The sequence below is a fragment of the Pseudoalteromonas sp. SCSIO 43201 genome (assembly GCF_023716725.1).
Taxonomy (GTDB): Bacteria; Pseudomonadota; Gammaproteobacteria; order Enterobacterales; family Alteromonadaceae; genus Pseudoalteromonas; species Pseudoalteromonas peptidolytica.
This window is the reverse complement of sequence record NZ_CP072683.1, coordinates 3,031,369-3,047,331: the sequence shown is the minus strand read 5'-3', so window position 1 is coordinate 3,047,331 and position 15,963 is coordinate 3,031,369. Positions and strand designations below refer to the sequence as shown.

Below are 15,963 nucleotides of genomic sequence, written 5' to 3'. Positions count from 1 at the left end.
AACCAAGCCGGGTATTATATATGAGTTGCTTATTAAGCGGTAGCATGAAGAGAGCCGCAGCTCTCTTCATGCTAGGGAGTTACTGGTTCGCAACCACAATCAAACGAATAGCGTCTAACTTGAGCTGTGCTTTTTCAATGTGTGTGCTCAGCTCCGCTCTTTGTTTATCAAAAACCTTTATCTCTTCATCGCGAATATTAGGATTGATGGCTTTTAGTGCTTGCAGACGACCTTGCTCATCACCGAGTTGCTTTTGCATTTTATCCATCGCACTGGCTTGAATACTTTCAAGCTGAGTTTGGGCGATATCACTTGCTTGTGTGATAAGTGGATGGATTGCGCTTTGTAGTGCATTTACAAGTTTACTACCTGTTTGTCTGCCAACGGCAGAAAGTTGCTGATTGAAAGCATCAAATGCAACATTTTGTGCTAAGTCGTTCCCGCCTTTGTCCATTAGCACGCGAATTGGCGTGGGAGGTAAAAAGCGACCTAATTGCAGTGACTTAGGTGCCGAAGACTCAGCCACAAAGATCAATTCAACAAAGAAAGTGCCTACAGGTAACTTGTTGTTTTTCAACAGCGCAACGGATGCACAGCCAAAGTCGTCGTTGCAAATCATATCCATGACGCCACTGACCATAGGGTGATCCCAGCTAATAAAATGCGCATCTTCTTGCGATAATGCTGTGTCGCGATCAAAGGTTACCGTGATCCCGTCGTCTTTTAAGCATGGAAACGATGGGTTTAGCATGTGCTCAGTAGGCTTCAGGATAATGGTATTCTCGCCTTTGTCCTCTTGATTAACACCAAAAGTATCAAACACATTAATCATGAATGCAGGCAAGATTACGTCGTTATCAAGCGCTTCGATTTCAGCAACGATGTTATCTGTCTTACCTTGACCACTAGAGTGAAGCTCAAGTAGACGGTCTCGGCCTTGCTCCATCTTTGTGCGCAGCTGAGCATTTTCTTTTGCGGCTTGCTCTAATAATGGATCTAGCTCGTCTTCGTCACAATTATGTTCAGCAATTAGCGCCAGCAAATCATCAGAGAAAGATTTATACAGCATTTGTCCTGTTGTGCTGGTGGTTTCAAACGCATCTAAGCCTTCGTGATACCAACGTAGTAATACTTCTTGTGCGGTGTTTTCAAAGTAAGGCACATGAATATTGATATCATGTTTTTGACCAATACGGTCAAGGCGACCAATACGTTGCTCAAGCAAGTCAGGGTTAAGCGGCAGATCAAATAGCACTAAGTGATGTGAGAACTGGAAGTTTCGACCTTCAGAGCCAATTTCTGAACAGAGCAATACTTGCGCACTATCGTATTCATCGGCAAAAAATGCCGCCGCACGGTCACGCTCGATAATCGACATGCCTTCGTGGAATACTGCCGCTTTAATGGCTTCACGTTCACGTAACACCTGCTCAAGGCTAATCGCGGTTTCTGCTTTGGCACAAATAAGGAGTACTTTTTCATGCTTTAGCTCTTTTAATTTAGCAATTAACCACTCAACGCGGGGGTCGAACTGTGCCCAGCCGCTTCCTTCACCTTCAAATTCTTGGAAGATTTTTTCAGGGAATAATGCACGCATCGCGTTAAATTCAGGGCTTTGAATGCCGCCAATGTTACCCATTACCGACATGGCTGTTTTGTATTGCTTGGGTAAAGGTACTGGGTATTGATGTAATAAACGACTTGGGTAGCCATCAATGCCACTACGGCTATTTCTAAATAGAATACGGCCAGTACCATGGCGGTCTAATAGCATAGACAAGATTTCAGCTTTGGCGTCGCTATCGCCATTTTGTGCCTTTGCTAGCAGCTCTGAAATATCGGTTTCTTTTAGCAATGTACAAAGTGTTTGCTCTTCTTTTGCATCTAGCTTTTTATCTTGCAGTAAGTTGTTCGCGGCTTCTGCAACTTCTTTATAATGGCTTTCCTCTTCTACAAACACGTCGTAATCATAGAAACGGTCAGGGTCTAGCAGCTGCAAACGCGCAAAGTGACTGCGGTGGCCAAGCTGATCTGGTGTTGCAGTTAGCAAGATCAATCCAGGAATGTCTTGAGCAAGTTCTGCAATACGTTGATACTCAGTGCTTGGCTTTTCCTTAGTGACTGTCAGGTGGTGCGCTTCATCGACAATCAGTAGATCCCAATCGGCGAGTGTAGCTTGCTCAAACCAGCGGCGCTTTTTGGTAATAAATTCTAGACTAACCAGTACCAGTTGTTCTGTTTCGAATACATTCGGTGCATCTGCATACGCTTCACTACAACGCTCTTCGTCAAAAATAGAAAAGTGCAGGTTAAAGCGGCGTAGCATCTCGACTAACCATTGATGTTGCAAGTTTTCAGGAACTACAATCAACACACGGTTGGCACGGCCAGATAAGATTTGCTGGTGTAAAATCATACCTGCTTCAATGGTTTTACCTAGGCCTACTTCATCAGACAGAAGTACGCGAGGTGCAAAACGCTTACCGACTTCATCGGCAATGTAAAGCTGGTGCGGAATAAGGCTTGCACGCTGACCTATCAACCCTTTGAGATGAGACTGTTCTTTATCAAACTGATGCTGCCAAGTTTGATAACGTAGCGTATAACGGTCAAAACGATCGATCTGGCCTGCGAATAGACGGTCTTGAGGTTTATTGAATTTAAGGAAGTGATCAAGAAAGGTCTCTTTAAATGAAGTCTCTTCTTCATTGTCAACTCGAGTACCATGATAGCAAAATAGTCCATTTTGCTCTTCCACGCTGTCAACACGCAGTTCCCACTCTTCAACATGGCGGATCACATCGCCTGGGTTGAATACCACTCGAGTTACAGGTGCTTCCTGTACTGAGTAAACACGGTTTTCTCCGCTAGCAGGAAATAAAATAGTCACTTGACGCCCCTCAAGTGCCACTATCGTGCCCAATCCTAAATCTGATTCCGTATCGCTGATCCAGCGCTGACCTAAGGAAAAATTCATGGTTATCTCGTCTATGCAGAAAAAAGGCGGCTATGTTACCTATTCACGCCCATTTGTTCAATATGAAAGTCTGTACACTGCTTTACAAATCAAGCTTGACAAGGAGCTGGACGAAATTGGCATGCCATTAGCCAACTAGTTGTTTTTTAACAAAACGCAAGTTGTATTTTCTTTTGTCATAAAAGCGACTTTTATGACAAATAGACTAAACTTGACCTATACCCAAAGCATAATTTGTCACACTCACCGTGTATTGGGTATAGCATAATAATCTGTAAACAACAGGAATGCGCTATGGTAAAACAAGATAAAGACCATAAAGTATACGTACTAGACACCAACGTACTTCTCCACGAACCACTCGCTTACCTTTCTTTCCAAGAGCATGACGTTGTCGTTCCCATGACAGTTTTAGAAGAACTTGACCACATCAAAGATAGAAAGAGTGATGTAAGTAGAGATGCGAGAGTTGCAATTCGCGGATTAGATGATGTACTGCGCGATGCAACGCCAGAGCAAATGCTAGAGGGGGTAGCGCTACCAACATTAAAACTTGAAAACCACAGAACGCCAAGTTCTGGAAAGTTGATAATTGTTAATGATCATTTATTTCCTGACTCTATATCAGGGTTACCTGGTAATGAAAATGACCATAGGATCATCAACTGTGCGGTACATTTACAAACGCAATATAGTGACAAAAAAGTCTTATTGGTTACCAAAGACATTAACATGCGGCTAAAAGCGAAGGGGGCTGGGCTTAAATATGTAGAAGACTATCGCACTGATCAGCTGATAGATGATATTGCATTACTTACCAGTGGGTTTAAAAAGGTTGATGGCGATTTTTGGCAAGATGTTGGGGAGTGTCAAACGCAGCAAAATGGCCGTTATACTATCCATGAGGTACCAAAATCATTGGTGCCTGATGTGTTTTGCAACGAGTATCTTATTGATGATACAAATCATTTTGCAGCGCGAGTGGTGGGGTATGATGATGAGCACATCAGATTAAAAGACCTTGGTGTTGAGCGCCTTATGCACCGTCAAGCATGGGGGGTAAAACCAAAGAATATAAACCAAGGTATGGCATTGGATGCGTTACTTGATACTGATATTGAACTGGTGATACTAACAGGGCCTGCGGGTTGCGGTAAGACATTACTAGCGCTTGCGAGCGCACTAGAGATGATTATTGAAAAAGGTATTTACGACAAAGTCATTGTGACGCGTAACACACCTGAAATCGCAGAGAGCATCGGATTTTTACCCGGCACCGAGGAAGAAAAAATGGCGCCTTGGCTTGCAGCCATCACCGATACTTTAGAGGTGCTTCATAAACATGATGAGAGCCCTGTCACGAGCCGAAACTACATCATGGAGAAAGCAAATATCCAATTTAAGTCGGTGAACTTTATGCGTGGCCGCAGTATTCAAAATGCGGTTGTTATTTTGGATGAGAGCCAAAACTTAACCGCCTCGCAATTAAAAACCATTATTACTCGCTGTGGCGAGGGCACTAAGCTTATTTGTACCGGCAACTTGGCACAGATAGACAGTAATTATCTAACCCCAGTTACATCTGGATTGACTTATATTGTGGAGCGATTTAAAGACTTTGAAGGCAGTGCTACCATCAATTTAAATGGCGTTGTAAGGAGTCGCTTAGCCAGTTTTGCGGAAGAAAATTTATAACTTGCCTTGAATCGGCTGGCTCGTTACTCTTTTGAATACGTATGTGTGCAAACGGGAATGAGCCAGTAAATGGATGCAACTAAAGAATTTTTACCACTAAGAAGCTATCGAAAGGGAATTTTAGTTGCAGTGGTTATTCCTATCTTGTTGGTACTCATTTTAGCTTACCACCTGTATCAAATTAAACTCGAACGCCAATATAAAGTGCGTTTTGGTCAGTATGAATACGTTTCTCAACAGCTCAAACAAGAGTTTTATGCTGCACATGTTGTGTTAGACAGTATTGCAGTTAATCTCGCGCAGCCAATCTCTTTTCAGAAACCACCAGAATGGTTGGAAGACATAGAACAGCACCCTGAGCATTATTATCATGCACTGCCAAATAGCGGCGGCGAAATTGTTGGCAGAGGGCAGGTAAACGAGGCCTTATTTGCAACTAAGCGTTGGCAGACCGTGTTGTCACTTAATACCGCTTTTGATGCAGCTTTGGCACTGCAAGGTGGGCTATATGCAGTTGCTTATATCGAAGATGATGGCTTTGCCTTTATTAAACGTAGGGAGGCCACGAGCAGCCACTTTATTACTCAGCTAGTGCGCGGTAAATTTCAGCCCGACTTTAGCCTTGGTAATATTGTCGTTGGCTCTCCAGTTAAATTTTTTGATAGGCAAATGTTCGCTCTTGGTAAAAAGCTCTCGACAGTCGACAATACCCATATTTTAATGATTTACGATAGTCATATTATTGATCGTTGGCTGCAAAACATAGGCTCTTTGGATGGAACCATGGAGTTTAAAAACCAAAGTAATGAAATCATTGCGGGGGAGCGTTTTGACTATGAGCATGCCGGGCTTGCAAAGTCTGCTGCGCCTTGGCAGTACGGATTACACTTTATTGCAGAGCCAGCTAAAGAACCTATTAGCTTAAATTATCATGAAAGCTATGCACAATTTGCCGCGCCCCTGCAACGAGAAATATTGCTAGAGCTTGCGCTATTGCTCTTTTTTATATTATTTACGTTTACCACCATTGTGTGGCTTAGTCGGCAGATTTTTGTGCGGCCATTAACGCACTTTGTCAACTATCTCTCGTTACAGGAACACTCACCTGAAACGACGTTAAATTATCCTATTCCCTCAGAATGGCAACCATGGTTTGCTCAAATCAAACAAGTCGTAGAGCAAAAATCGCGCTTAATGCATACGCTAAAGCAGCATAACCAAGAGCTTGATGACGAAATAAAGCGTAAGCAGCAAGCACTAAAGCAGAGTTTTGAAGCTAAGGAGCGCCAAGCTGCATTATTAAATGCCGTATTAGACTCGGTACCAGACATCATTTACTTCAAAAATATTGATGGCTCTTTCATTGGCTGTAACCGAGCGTTTGAGGAGTTTATGGGGGTGGATAAGTCTTTATTGGTGGCGAAAACTCAACGAGAAGTTACCTCAGGCCTCACTATTTTACTTGAGCAAGAGGCATTAATGGAACACTCACAAGAACAAGTGTCTACCAACTTTGTATTGGGTAAAAATACCTACTTTTTAACTATCACACCACTTAAATCAGACACTGGAAAGTTGATTGGGTGCTTGGGCGTTGCACGTGATATTACAGCAGCTCAAGAAGCTTACAACGCTTTAAGAGATTCTGAAGAAAACTTTAGAGCGGCAACTGAGTTTGCCCCCAATGGGGTTATTTTATCAGCAATAGATGGCAAAATACTGGAAATGAACAAAGCTGCAAAGCGCTTTTTATCCTTAGATAAAAACACCGGAGAAAAGCAGCTGGAGCGGTTGTTTGATGAACAAAACTGGCAGTCGCTTCAAAGTGTGTTAGCTGGGTTATTAAAGCAGCAAAAAAAAGTAGTAGAACACACGGTTTCGCAGGCAGGTAAGCACAGGTGGCTTCAACTTAGCATCTCTTTGGTTTGGGATAAGGACAAACGCCCAAAATACTATGTTATTCATATTCAAAATATTACAGGCCTGCTGCTTGCGAAGCAGGACGCTGAACGTGCAACACTTGCTAAAAGCCGCTTTATCGCAAATATTAGCCATGAAATTAGAACGCCAATCAATGCTATTTTAGGTCTTGCGGACATGATAAATAGTGAGTCGCTAACACGACTGCAAAGTAAAAAATTGCAACAGCTTTCTGGTGCTGCAAACGAACTATTGGCAATGCTCAATAGCATTTTGGAATTTGCAAAAGTAGAGAGTCACCAAGGCACTATCCAGTACGAGACCTTTCAAGCTTGTCAGGCATTTACGGCCATAGAGTCGTTGATAAAGCCTTTGTGTGTGCAAAAAGGCTTATCATTTGAGTTGCAAATTGACGCCTTAGTTTGGCCCTATCTGTATAGCGATGAAGACAAGATCAAACAAATACTAGTTAACTTATTAAGTAATGCAGTTAAGTACACCAATCAAGGCCAAATTGGCTTAAAAGTTGATGTCACAGCGGATACAACGGCTAAGCAAACAATAAAGTTTGCAGTGTGGGATACTGGTGTTGGGATTAAAGCACAACAAGTGGAACATCTCTTTGACGCCTTTACTCAAGGGGACGAGAGCTTTACTCGACGACATGAAGGGATTGGTCTTGGACTTGCGATCGTAAAACAAGAAGTGGCATTACTGGGAGGAAATATTACCGTTGACTCGACGCCCAACCAAGGTAGTTGCTTCTTTTTTGAATTGGTTGTGGATAAAGGAGCTTGCCCCATTGTCGAGAGCCATAAGGCCGTTTACTGTCTTGTTGACACACAGGAGCAATTGCCGAGCTACCTCGCGGGACTGGCAACCCCTATATTGTTAGATCAAGTATCGCAAAGTGCTGAAGATTTGGAGCAGTCCATCGTGGTTGTGCCTCCACACTGTGCCAATTTACCTGCAGGTGTTTTAGCGAGTACTAAGGCCGTTATATTACATTGTGACGAGCAACTAACAGAGCAAAATAACCATATCGCCCTGAATCAACATGTGTTCTATCAATCTGCATATACTTGGCTTGCGGAGTTTGCTCACATGACGCAAACCGTGGATAGTGGTTGTGTGCAAGTAGCAGGCGCGCTGTGTTTGGTGGTAGATGATAACAGTCTGAATCTGGATATTACTGAAAATATGTTGAAAAAGAATGGCATATCGACAGTTGCACTTCAAAGTGCTGAGAGAATTCAGGAAATAGTACAAACCTTAAGTCCTGATGTCATTTTGATGGATATTCATATGCCCAAGGTTGATGGTTATCAAGCCACTCAACAAATAAGAAAGATATGCTCAGCAGCTGAGCTTCCGATTATCGCGTTGACTGCAAATGCAAGTAAAGAAGAGCGTGCGAAGGCTGCTAAAGTCGGTATGAATGACTATTTGGTAAAACCCATTAGTAGCGCTCAAGCTTGTAAAACGCTTGCAAGTAATATTGTTAAGTCAGAGTTTACTACAGAGGCATTTTTTGATTATGAGTTTGCCTTGTCACAGATGATGCAAAATGAAACGTTTTTGCAAACAATGTTAGATAAATTTGCTAAACTTTGTCATGATTACCTAGAACAGGTCAGCCAACTTGAACAGGGGGCAGCTTTATTTGAACTTGCACATGGCATCAAAGGGGCGGCTGCGGGATTAGGGTTTAAGCGGCTTGCTAAAGTGGCCAAAGACCTTGAAACGCAAAGTAAAAAAATTACAACTATAACAAATCGCACAGACTTGGATAAACTTACCACCGCACTATCTCAAGTCATATGCTTTATTGAGCAAAGAAGGTAGTACTAAGGGATGCAGCAAGCTGAGCATATTTTTATAATTGATGACGACCCGATAAACAAAATGGTATTAACCAACATCCTGAGTGAGGATCACACACTTTTTCACTGTGAAGATCCTGCGTTTTGCATCGATGAGGTAAAAGCGAATCGTACCGATCTGATTATTTTAGATGTTGCTATGGGCAATGGATCTGGTTTTACCATTTTGGAGAAGCTAAAAAAAGACGCGAGCACTTATGGGATCCCGGTGATAGTCATATCGGGTAGCGTGAGTTTTAAAGACGAAGCGAGGGGACTCGAATTAGGCGCCGTAGACTATATTACAAAGCCTTTTAACCCTCTGATAGTAAAAACAAGACTCAAAAATCATCTGGCAATTAAGAAAAAGAATGACTTACTAGAAAAGCTGGTTTCATTGGATGGATTGACAGAATTACCAAATCGTAGACGTTTAGATGAACAAATGCGAGCGTTATTAACCGGAAGTGAGGCTGCACAGGGCTGTTTTTCTATCATGTTGGTTGAACTCGATTTCTTTAAAACGTTTAACGAGCATTATGGTTATATGCATGGTGATACTTGTTTGTTTAAGGTGGCTAAAGCGCTAGAAGAAACGGCCGCACGCTACAGCGTATTTATAGGTCGCTTCGATGGTACTCGCTTTGCATTAGTATCGGCGCAGCATGATATTGATACTGTAACATCAATTGCACAGTCACTTCATGATGCAGTTAATGCGTTAAAAATACCACATATCGCTTCTCCCATTTGTGCACATGTTAGTGTCAGTATCGGGGCTGTCCATATTGAGCAACATAAAACCCTAGAGCTCAACGAATTGATAAAAAATGCTGATAGCGCGCTGGCAGAAGCGCAAAAGCAACAGAGTACAATATTTATCAAACAGATATAATACGTTTTTTATAAAAGCTATAGCTCAGCATGGTTTCGAGCTTAGATAAAGAATGGGCACGCAATAGGTTGTGTAGTTGCTTTGTAGCTTGTCTTAATTACACCATCCTTGGTGTGTATACACGTTACAGAATTTGTTTAAGTGCGCTATCACCAAAGCCGATAAGCTGATTATTTTTGAATACTAGCGCAGTACATTCATCTTTGGTTATTTTTCCATCTGAATGCTTGCTGTTTGTAGCGTAGTAAAGCACTTGATAATTATCACCATCTTTTGCCACGAGTTCACTGAAGTCAGGAGTAGACAGCGCTTCTTTTACCGTTGCGTAATCGGTGCCCATTTTAAAATCCGCTATCTTTTCACGGTTTTCACGCTGCTTTTGTTCCCAATTCGAATTGTATTTAGATGCCCAGCCGTGCTCAACTTCACCATCCGATACTGCAACAATACAACCTGATAACAGAGTCGAGCTTAGTGCTGCTACTAACATTAATTTTTTCATTATTCTTTCCTTTTTGCTCTTTATTGCTGTTTTTTATTGTAAACAGCTTTTCACTTTTTTGTACCTTATCAATGCAAACTTTTTGCCAACTTGTAATGTTTAATAATATCAATAACTTGCTTTTTTATGTCCAACCTGGGGGTTACATTTTTACCAAAATTTAGTGATATTCATCATTGTTCAAGTAACTAGACCACTCTATTTCTGTCTGTGCCGGAGGCGAATGCGTTAATATTGAGTGCGATCTCATTTACCAAGCGTGCAATAGCCTCTTTACTTGCCCATGCAATATGAGGGGTGAGTAGCAAATTATCGCCTTGATAGTTCACTAATGGATTATCTGTGCGAGCAGGTTCATGTGTTAACACGTCCACCGCAGCTCCTGCAATTTGATTATTATTAAGTGCATTAACAAGAGCTTGCTCGTTTACTATCCCACCTCTTGCTGTATTTATTATAAAAGCATGACCTTGAAGTGCTGCAAACTCAGCGTCATCAATCAAGTTTTCAGTTTCTGCTGTCAGGGGGCAATGGATAGACACAATATCAGCAATACGTAGTGCCTCAGTAAAAGCCATTCGGCCATTTCTAACTTGAGTGGCGCCTTTACGCTCAGCAATGATCACCTTTGCACCAAATGCTTTGGCAACATTTGCAACCGCTTCACCCAAAGCGCCATGCCCTATAATGACAAAATGCTTTCCTGCGATTTCGCTAATGTCGTAATCTAAACGGCAAAACATAGGGCTTTGCTGCCAGCGTCCAGCTTGGCAATCTTGTTGGTAACGATGAATATTTGTCATCAAATTACCTAACATAGTAAAAGTATGCTGAACAACAGAGGGGGTTGAGTAACCAGCTACATTTGCCACCGCAACATGATGTGCCTTAGCTGCTTCTAACTCGATATTATTAACCCCGGTGGCTGCGACACAAATCAGCTTTAATTTAGGTAAAGACGCAATGAGCTTCGCATCAAGTTTGACTTTATTGGTAATTATGACTTCTGCGTTTTCACATCGAGACAAGATGTCTTCGTAGGCGGTCATATCATAAGATGTGAGTGTGCCTAATTTAGCAATAGGTGTAAGGTCGGTATTGGCAAGAGTTTTAGCGTCTAAAACCACTATTTGCATTATTTTTATCCTTTACTTGACTTTGGAGTTAACTCTAAGGTTTATACTTATCATATCGGCTAGGATAATCTTCGGGACTGAGGAGTGTAAAGTGATAAAGATTGGTGAGCTGGCAAATCGGCTTAATGTATCGACGGACACGTTAAGATATTACGAAGCAAATGATCTGCTTCACCCTTGCGCAAGGAGTGAAGGAGGGTATCGCTTGTTTGATGAGCAAAGTGAAAAACAGATGCGTTTTATTCTTCGTGCTAAAAAAGTGGGATTTAGCCTCAAAGAAGTGCAAGATCTGTTAAAAATTAAATTTGAAAAGCATCAGCACAGCTGTGAAGAAGTAAAAACGCTGACGCTCACTAAGCGTGATTTAGTCAGAGCGCGCATAGCAGAGTTACAAAAGTTTGAACAATCCTTGTCAACACTGGCAAAGCAATGCTGTGGTGGTGAGGAAGCAGCAGTGAGCTGCTCAATTTTAACCGCCTTGGAGGCTATCGATGAATGAACTGATATTGAATTTTTGGCAGCTATTTTTAGTATCAGCGCCATGGTTGTTACTAGGTTTAGTGTTGGCGGGCTTACTCAACGTTTTTATTCCAAAAGACTTACTGCAAAAGCACTTAGGTCAGGAAGGATTTTGGACGACAATTAAAGCTGCCTTAATTGGTGCGCCAATGCCATTATGCTCTTGCGGTGTTATACCCGCAGCGGTTGGGCTTAGAAGAGCTGGAGGGTCGAAAAGTGCGACGACAGCTTTTTTAGTTTCAACGCCCGAAACCGGCGTCGACTCAATCTCTGTTTCCTATGTGCTGCTTGGGCCTTTTATGGCGGTGATAAGACCTATTGCTGCGGTTGCTAGTGCGATTGCAGCGGGTTTATTGGTTGGAAAGGAAAAAGATGAAGATAAAAAATCAACGACGGAAAAAGTGTCAAACACGTCTCCTAAAACTAGCAGTTGTTGTAGCGCCTCAGCCCCATCGGAGCCAAAACCGCAGGTAACCAAGTCTTGTTGCGATACTAAGCCGGTAACCAGCCCAAGCTGCTGTACAACAACAGAGCCAAAGCTAGTAGCCGCTGGAAGTAGTAATAGTAGTTGCCAGAGTAAGGCTTCATCGGCGTCAAATTGTTGTGATCCCAGCCCTTCTGAAACCAATTGTTGTAGCTCACAGCCAACAGAAGCGCAGTCAGCGATTACGGCAAAAATAATTGAAGCAATAAAGTTTAGCTGTAATAAGTTATTATCTGATACCGCGGTGTGGTTATTGATAGGCTTATTTTTTGCCGCGTTAGTGCAAACATTTGTACCTGAGTCATTTTTATCTCAATGGGGCGATGGTATTTTAGCGATGCTGGTGGTTATTTTGATCAGTATTCCAATGTATATTTGTGCTACCGCTTCAACGCCAATTGCAGCAGGTTTATTAATGGCTGGAGTGTCTCCGGGGGCGGTATTGGTATTCATGTTGGCAGGCCCTGCCACCAATATTGCTACTATAGGTGTTGTAGGTAAAGAGCTTGGGCGTAGAGCCGTATTTGCTTATTTGGTCGGTGTGATTGGGGTTGCGCTTATCTTTGGCTTCCTGACCGATCACCTCGTTGCTACCTATGGCTTTGTGGTCACTCCGATGATTGGTGAAGAGCATGAAATTCTGCCTCACTGGCTTAGCGTATCCATGGGAATATTACTTGCCGCATTACTACTGAGACTGGCGATACTTAAGCTGAGTGAAGTATTTAGAGCAGAGAGTGTGTAGTGCTGACTTTAAAGTAATCGTTATCCAGCACTGCTAAATTACGCTTAGGCATTTTATGTTCCAGCAAGATGTATTACTCTGGTGGTCAGACATGAAATGCTTAGCGTCTGTTTATCTGACACGATAGAATGCGCCAAAGTATGCTTTAATCCGAGAGTTTGAGAAGTAGAGTGGATAAATACGCTGACATAAGACCGTATAATGATGATGAAGTTGTACCTGCCTTGGCACGTTTATTGGGAGATGACCAGTTTATCGATGTTATCGCTAAATATAACTTGCCGGCATGGCTAAGTGCCTGGCCGGTAGTTGCCCGACCCCTAGTAAGAATGAAGCTTAAAAATAAGTGGGGAAACTTTTGCAGTATCGAGCAGGTACAAAATGAAGTTGCGTACTATTTACAGATTTTAATCAACAAAACGACGTCTAAAGTCACATATTCAGGTCTTGAGTCGCTTGACTCGCATACCTCTTATTTATTTATTTCAAATCACCGTGATATTGTGCTGGATCCAGCTTTGGTAAACTGGGGATTGCATCAACAGCATATGCGTACTGTTCGAATCGCGATTGGGGATAACCTGTTGCAAGTACCTTACATCACGGAGCTGATGCGTCTTAACAAAAGCTTTATCGTGAAACGTTCTGCAAAAGCGCCCAAAGAAATGCTAAAGGCGTTAACCCAGCTCTCTGCCTATATTTTTGACTCGCTTAGCGAAGGAAACTCTATTTGGATTGCCCAAAAAGAAGGACGAGCTAAAGATGGCATCGATCAAACGGATCCTGCTTTACTAAAGATGTTGCAGTTGAACGGCAGAAAGCTAAAAGTAGACTTTTCTGAGTATATTAAGCAGCTAAAAATTGTACCGGTTGCGATTTCATATCAATATGAACCATGTGCAGTAGCCAAAGCAAAAGAGTTGTATCATAAGCAGCAGTTTGGCCAGTATGTTAAGGCGCAAGGGGAAGATATCGCCAGTATTGTTGACGGCTTTAGCTCAGACAAAGGCCATGTGCATGTTGCCTTTGGTGCGCCAATTACTTGCGATGTGGAGAATCCCGACGAACTAGCCCAAGTTATTGATAAACAAATCTTAGAGCTTTATCACTTACATTCAACTAATCACTTGGCAGCAGGGGATGACACGAAAGTAAGCGCTGAGGATAGAGCTGATTTTATGTCAAAGCTTGAAACTGTTCCTGATGAACTGAAACAGTTTGTGGTGAGCATGTATGCTGAACCGCTACGCCGAAAAGGGATTTAATCCCTTTCTCGCGATTTGTTTTGCCTGCTATTCACTCGTGGTTAAACCATACCACTTGATCCAGTCTTTCTTCAGTAAGATAAAGGCTTGTACGCAGGTACTGTTAACTGTATCGCGCACCGAACAGTGAATGGGGAACACTCTCAAAGCGCATTATTCCGATACTGGCTTTTCGTAATATACGACTTCCATATCGCCTAAAATGTCAGTGTGTAGCCCTTTTTTGACAAAGCTCATCCCGAGCTTTTTCATTATATTGATAGAGCCTGTGTTGCCTTCATCAGCAATCGCACTAAAGTGCGTAAGATCAGGGTTTGCACTGACTAATTCAGACATGACTTGTTGCGCCGCTTCGGTTGCAAGTCCTTTTCCCCATGATATCTGTTTAAATCGCCAGCCAAGTTCTAAATCTCGATCATTTCTTTGTTCGCTAAAAAAATGAGCAGGGCGGACTAGTATCCAGCCGAGAAAGTGTTTATCTGGCAACTCAAAACAGCCCCAAAGTCCCCATCCTTTAGACTCTTCGGTGAATGTACTTAAGCGTGGAATATAGACCGTTTTCACCTCTTCCAGTGAATTTGTTTTGCCACCTGTAATAAACTTCATCACCTCAGGGTCGCTATCAAGGTCGGCGAGTAGTTGGGCGTCTGCTGCGGTGAGCAAACGGTAATGTAACCTTTTTGAATCCTTTACTTGCATCTATTTATACTCCCAATAAAACTTTAGCGTACAAGAGCTTACATCCTGAGTAAAGGTAGTGATTAAGTTTGCGTAGACGCAGGCGTAACGCTTGACTAAAATACGCCGGCATTTTTTGATGGGGAACAGAGTGAACAATTCAGTATTAGCACTTAGACAGCAACAAATTGCTGCTGCACGACGAGAGTATAAAGCCAGAGGCTCCAAATTAGCGCGTTGTGAATGTTGCTTATTAGCGTCCACTTTGTGTATTTGCGATAAAGTACAAGTTGCTGAAGCAAACTGTGCAGTATGCTTGTTGATGTATCACAACGAAAGCTTTAAACCGTCCAATACCGGGCGTCTCATTGCTGATGTTATTCCTGATAATTATGCGTTTCGTTGGGACAGAACAGAACCTGATGAAGGTTTATTGGCGCTACTTGCAGATCCACAATATGCGCCGATAGTCGTTTTTCCTGAACAAGGGGTAGAGCCTGAGCGGGTGATCACGCAAATACATCGTACAGCCGATAAAAAACCATTGTTTATCTTTTTGGACGGAACATGGCGAGAAGCGAAAAAAATGTTTCGAAAAAGCCCTTACTTGGATAACCTGCCTGTGCTGTCAATCGCACCGGATAAGCTTTCAGATTATAAGCTTCGGGTGGCACCACATGAGCACCAGCTTGGAACGGCAGAAGTGGCTTGTGTATTGTTTGCTGAGTGTGGTGAGCAAGATGCCGCTGATAAATTAACTGCCCACTTTGTCGACTTTAGAGATGCTTACCTAAAAGGAAAGCGCAGCAAAATGTAGCCTAGGTATATTGTGAGCAATCACTAATACCAATTTGACTTAATACTTGTTCAATCTGACGGAGTAAATCTGACGCTAACCGCGTTAAAAATTTCTTATTTAGAACAAATAAATAGCAAAATTTTTGCCTTGCCTACACGGATGTAGCTACCTTGGCGATAGCAGGACGCGGAAGCGGTGTTATCGACAAGATTTTCTTGCCTCAAAATAGACCACTTAATTAAGAAAATAGGTATTATTGCTAACTATTGATGTTATTTCGAATGATAGGCTGTAAATGGATACTTCATTTTGTGCAAATAATGCAATTGGTATAACGACGCTTTTGATTTACATAGCCTCAATAGCGGGTGAGTTTAGAGAGGGAGCAAAATAAGAAGAGCGCGACCCATTGCTGAGCCGCGCTTACGGAATCTTCTAACTGCATCCTGCAAAGTTGAGTAGTTCAACGTCCTGAATCTTTCCTCT

The 15,963-nt window shown here is 42.4% G+C and carries 12 protein-coding genes; 8 read left to right on the top strand and 4 right to left on the bottom strand.

What is annotated here, in order from left to right:
* Nucleotides 1-79: 79 nt before the first annotated feature.
* Nucleotides 80-2,977, bottom strand: a complete 2,898-nt coding sequence (gene rapA / locus J8Z24_RS13105; protein ID WP_125251633.1) for an RNA polymerase-associated protein RapA — start codon at nucleotides 2,975-2,977, stop codon at nucleotides 80-82.
* On the opposite strand from rapA, the gene J8Z24_RS13100 reads away from it, so the two are divergent.
* From J8Z24_RS13100 to J8Z24_RS13085, 4 genes are all read left to right on the top strand, one after another.
* A complete protein-coding gene (locus J8Z24_RS13100; RefSeq protein WP_167508290.1) occupies nucleotides 2,976-3,116 on the top strand; it encodes a hypothetical protein in 141 nt (46 codons plus the stop codon). The genes rapA and J8Z24_RS13100 overlap by 2 nt on opposite strands.
* 155 nt (nucleotides 3,117-3,271) lie before the next feature.
* Nucleotides 3,272-4,672: a PhoH family protein gene (locus J8Z24_RS13095; RefSeq protein ID WP_125251634.1), complete on the top strand. Its 1,401-nt coding sequence runs from the start codon at nucleotides 3,272-3,274 to the stop codon at nucleotides 4,670-4,672.
* 69 nt (nucleotides 4,673-4,741) lie between these two features.
* Nucleotides 4,742-8,437, top strand: a complete 3,696-nt coding sequence (locus J8Z24_RS13090; protein WP_176031987.1) for a hybrid sensor histidine kinase/response regulator — start codon at nucleotides 4,742-4,744, stop codon at nucleotides 8,435-8,437.
* A 9-nt stretch (nucleotides 8,438-8,446) separates the two neighbouring features.
* Complete coding sequence (locus tag J8Z24_RS13085; RefSeq protein WP_176031986.1) at nucleotides 8,447-9,349, top strand: GGDEF domain-containing response regulator; 903 nt, start codon at nucleotides 8,447-8,449, stop codon at nucleotides 9,347-9,349.
* Nucleotides 9,350-9,473: 124 nt separating this feature from the next.
* On the opposite strand, the gene J8Z24_RS13080 is transcribed toward J8Z24_RS13085, so the two are convergent.
* Together J8Z24_RS13080 and J8Z24_RS13075 are read right to left on the bottom strand one after the other, a co-directional pair.
* Nucleotides 9,474-9,851 carry a DUF3192 domain-containing protein gene (locus J8Z24_RS13080; RefSeq protein ID WP_128732384.1) on the bottom strand — a complete coding sequence of 126 codons (378 nt, stop codon included), beginning with the start codon at nucleotides 9,849-9,851 and terminating at the stop codon, nucleotides 9,474-9,476.
* 188 nt (nucleotides 9,852-10,039) lie between these two features.
* The gene (locus tag J8Z24_RS13075) at nucleotides 10,040-10,987 is read right to left on the bottom strand and encodes a D-2-hydroxyacid dehydrogenase (RefSeq protein ID WP_125251638.1); all 948 of its coding nucleotides are present in this window, start codon (nucleotides 10,985-10,987) and stop codon (nucleotides 10,040-10,042) included.
* Between the two features lie 91 nt (nucleotides 10,988-11,078).
* On the opposite strand from J8Z24_RS13075, the gene zntR reads away from it, so the two are divergent.
* The 3 genes from zntR (at nucleotide 11,079) to J8Z24_RS13060 (ending at nucleotide 14,000) form a co-directional block, all read left to right on the top strand.
* Nucleotides 11,079-11,486 (top strand): Zn(2+)-responsive transcriptional regulator, encoded by a 408-nt coding sequence (gene zntR / locus J8Z24_RS13070; RefSeq protein WP_147390675.1) that lies wholly within the window; start codon nucleotides 11,079-11,081, stop codon nucleotides 11,484-11,486.
* Nucleotides 11,479-12,735 carry an SO_0444 family Cu/Zn efflux transporter gene (locus tag J8Z24_RS13065; protein WP_176031985.1) on the top strand — a complete coding sequence of 419 codons (1,257 nt, stop codon included), beginning with the start codon at nucleotides 11,479-11,481 and terminating at the stop codon, nucleotides 12,733-12,735. The genes zntR and J8Z24_RS13065 overlap by 8 nt, the downstream gene beginning before the upstream one ends.
* A gap of 170 nt (nucleotides 12,736-12,905) precedes the next feature.
* Complete coding sequence (locus J8Z24_RS13060; protein WP_125251641.1) at nucleotides 12,906-14,000, top strand: lysophospholipid acyltransferase family protein; 1,095 nt, start codon at nucleotides 12,906-12,908, stop codon at nucleotides 13,998-14,000.
* Nucleotides 14,001-14,153: 153 nt separating this feature from the next.
* On the opposite strand, the gene J8Z24_RS13055 is transcribed toward J8Z24_RS13060, so the two are convergent.
* Nucleotides 14,154-14,699: a GNAT family N-acetyltransferase gene (locus J8Z24_RS13055; protein WP_252094813.1), complete on the bottom strand. Its 546-nt coding sequence runs from the start codon at nucleotides 14,697-14,699 to the stop codon at nucleotides 14,154-14,156.
* Nucleotides 14,700-14,829: 130 nt separating this feature from the next.
* On the opposite strand from J8Z24_RS13055, the gene J8Z24_RS13050 reads away from it, so the two are divergent.
* Complete coding sequence (locus tag J8Z24_RS13050) at nucleotides 14,830-15,495, top strand: tRNA-uridine aminocarboxypropyltransferase (RefSeq protein ID WP_252094812.1); 666 nt, start codon at nucleotides 14,830-14,832, stop codon at nucleotides 15,493-15,495.
* Nucleotides 15,496-15,963 lie beyond the last annotated feature (468 nt).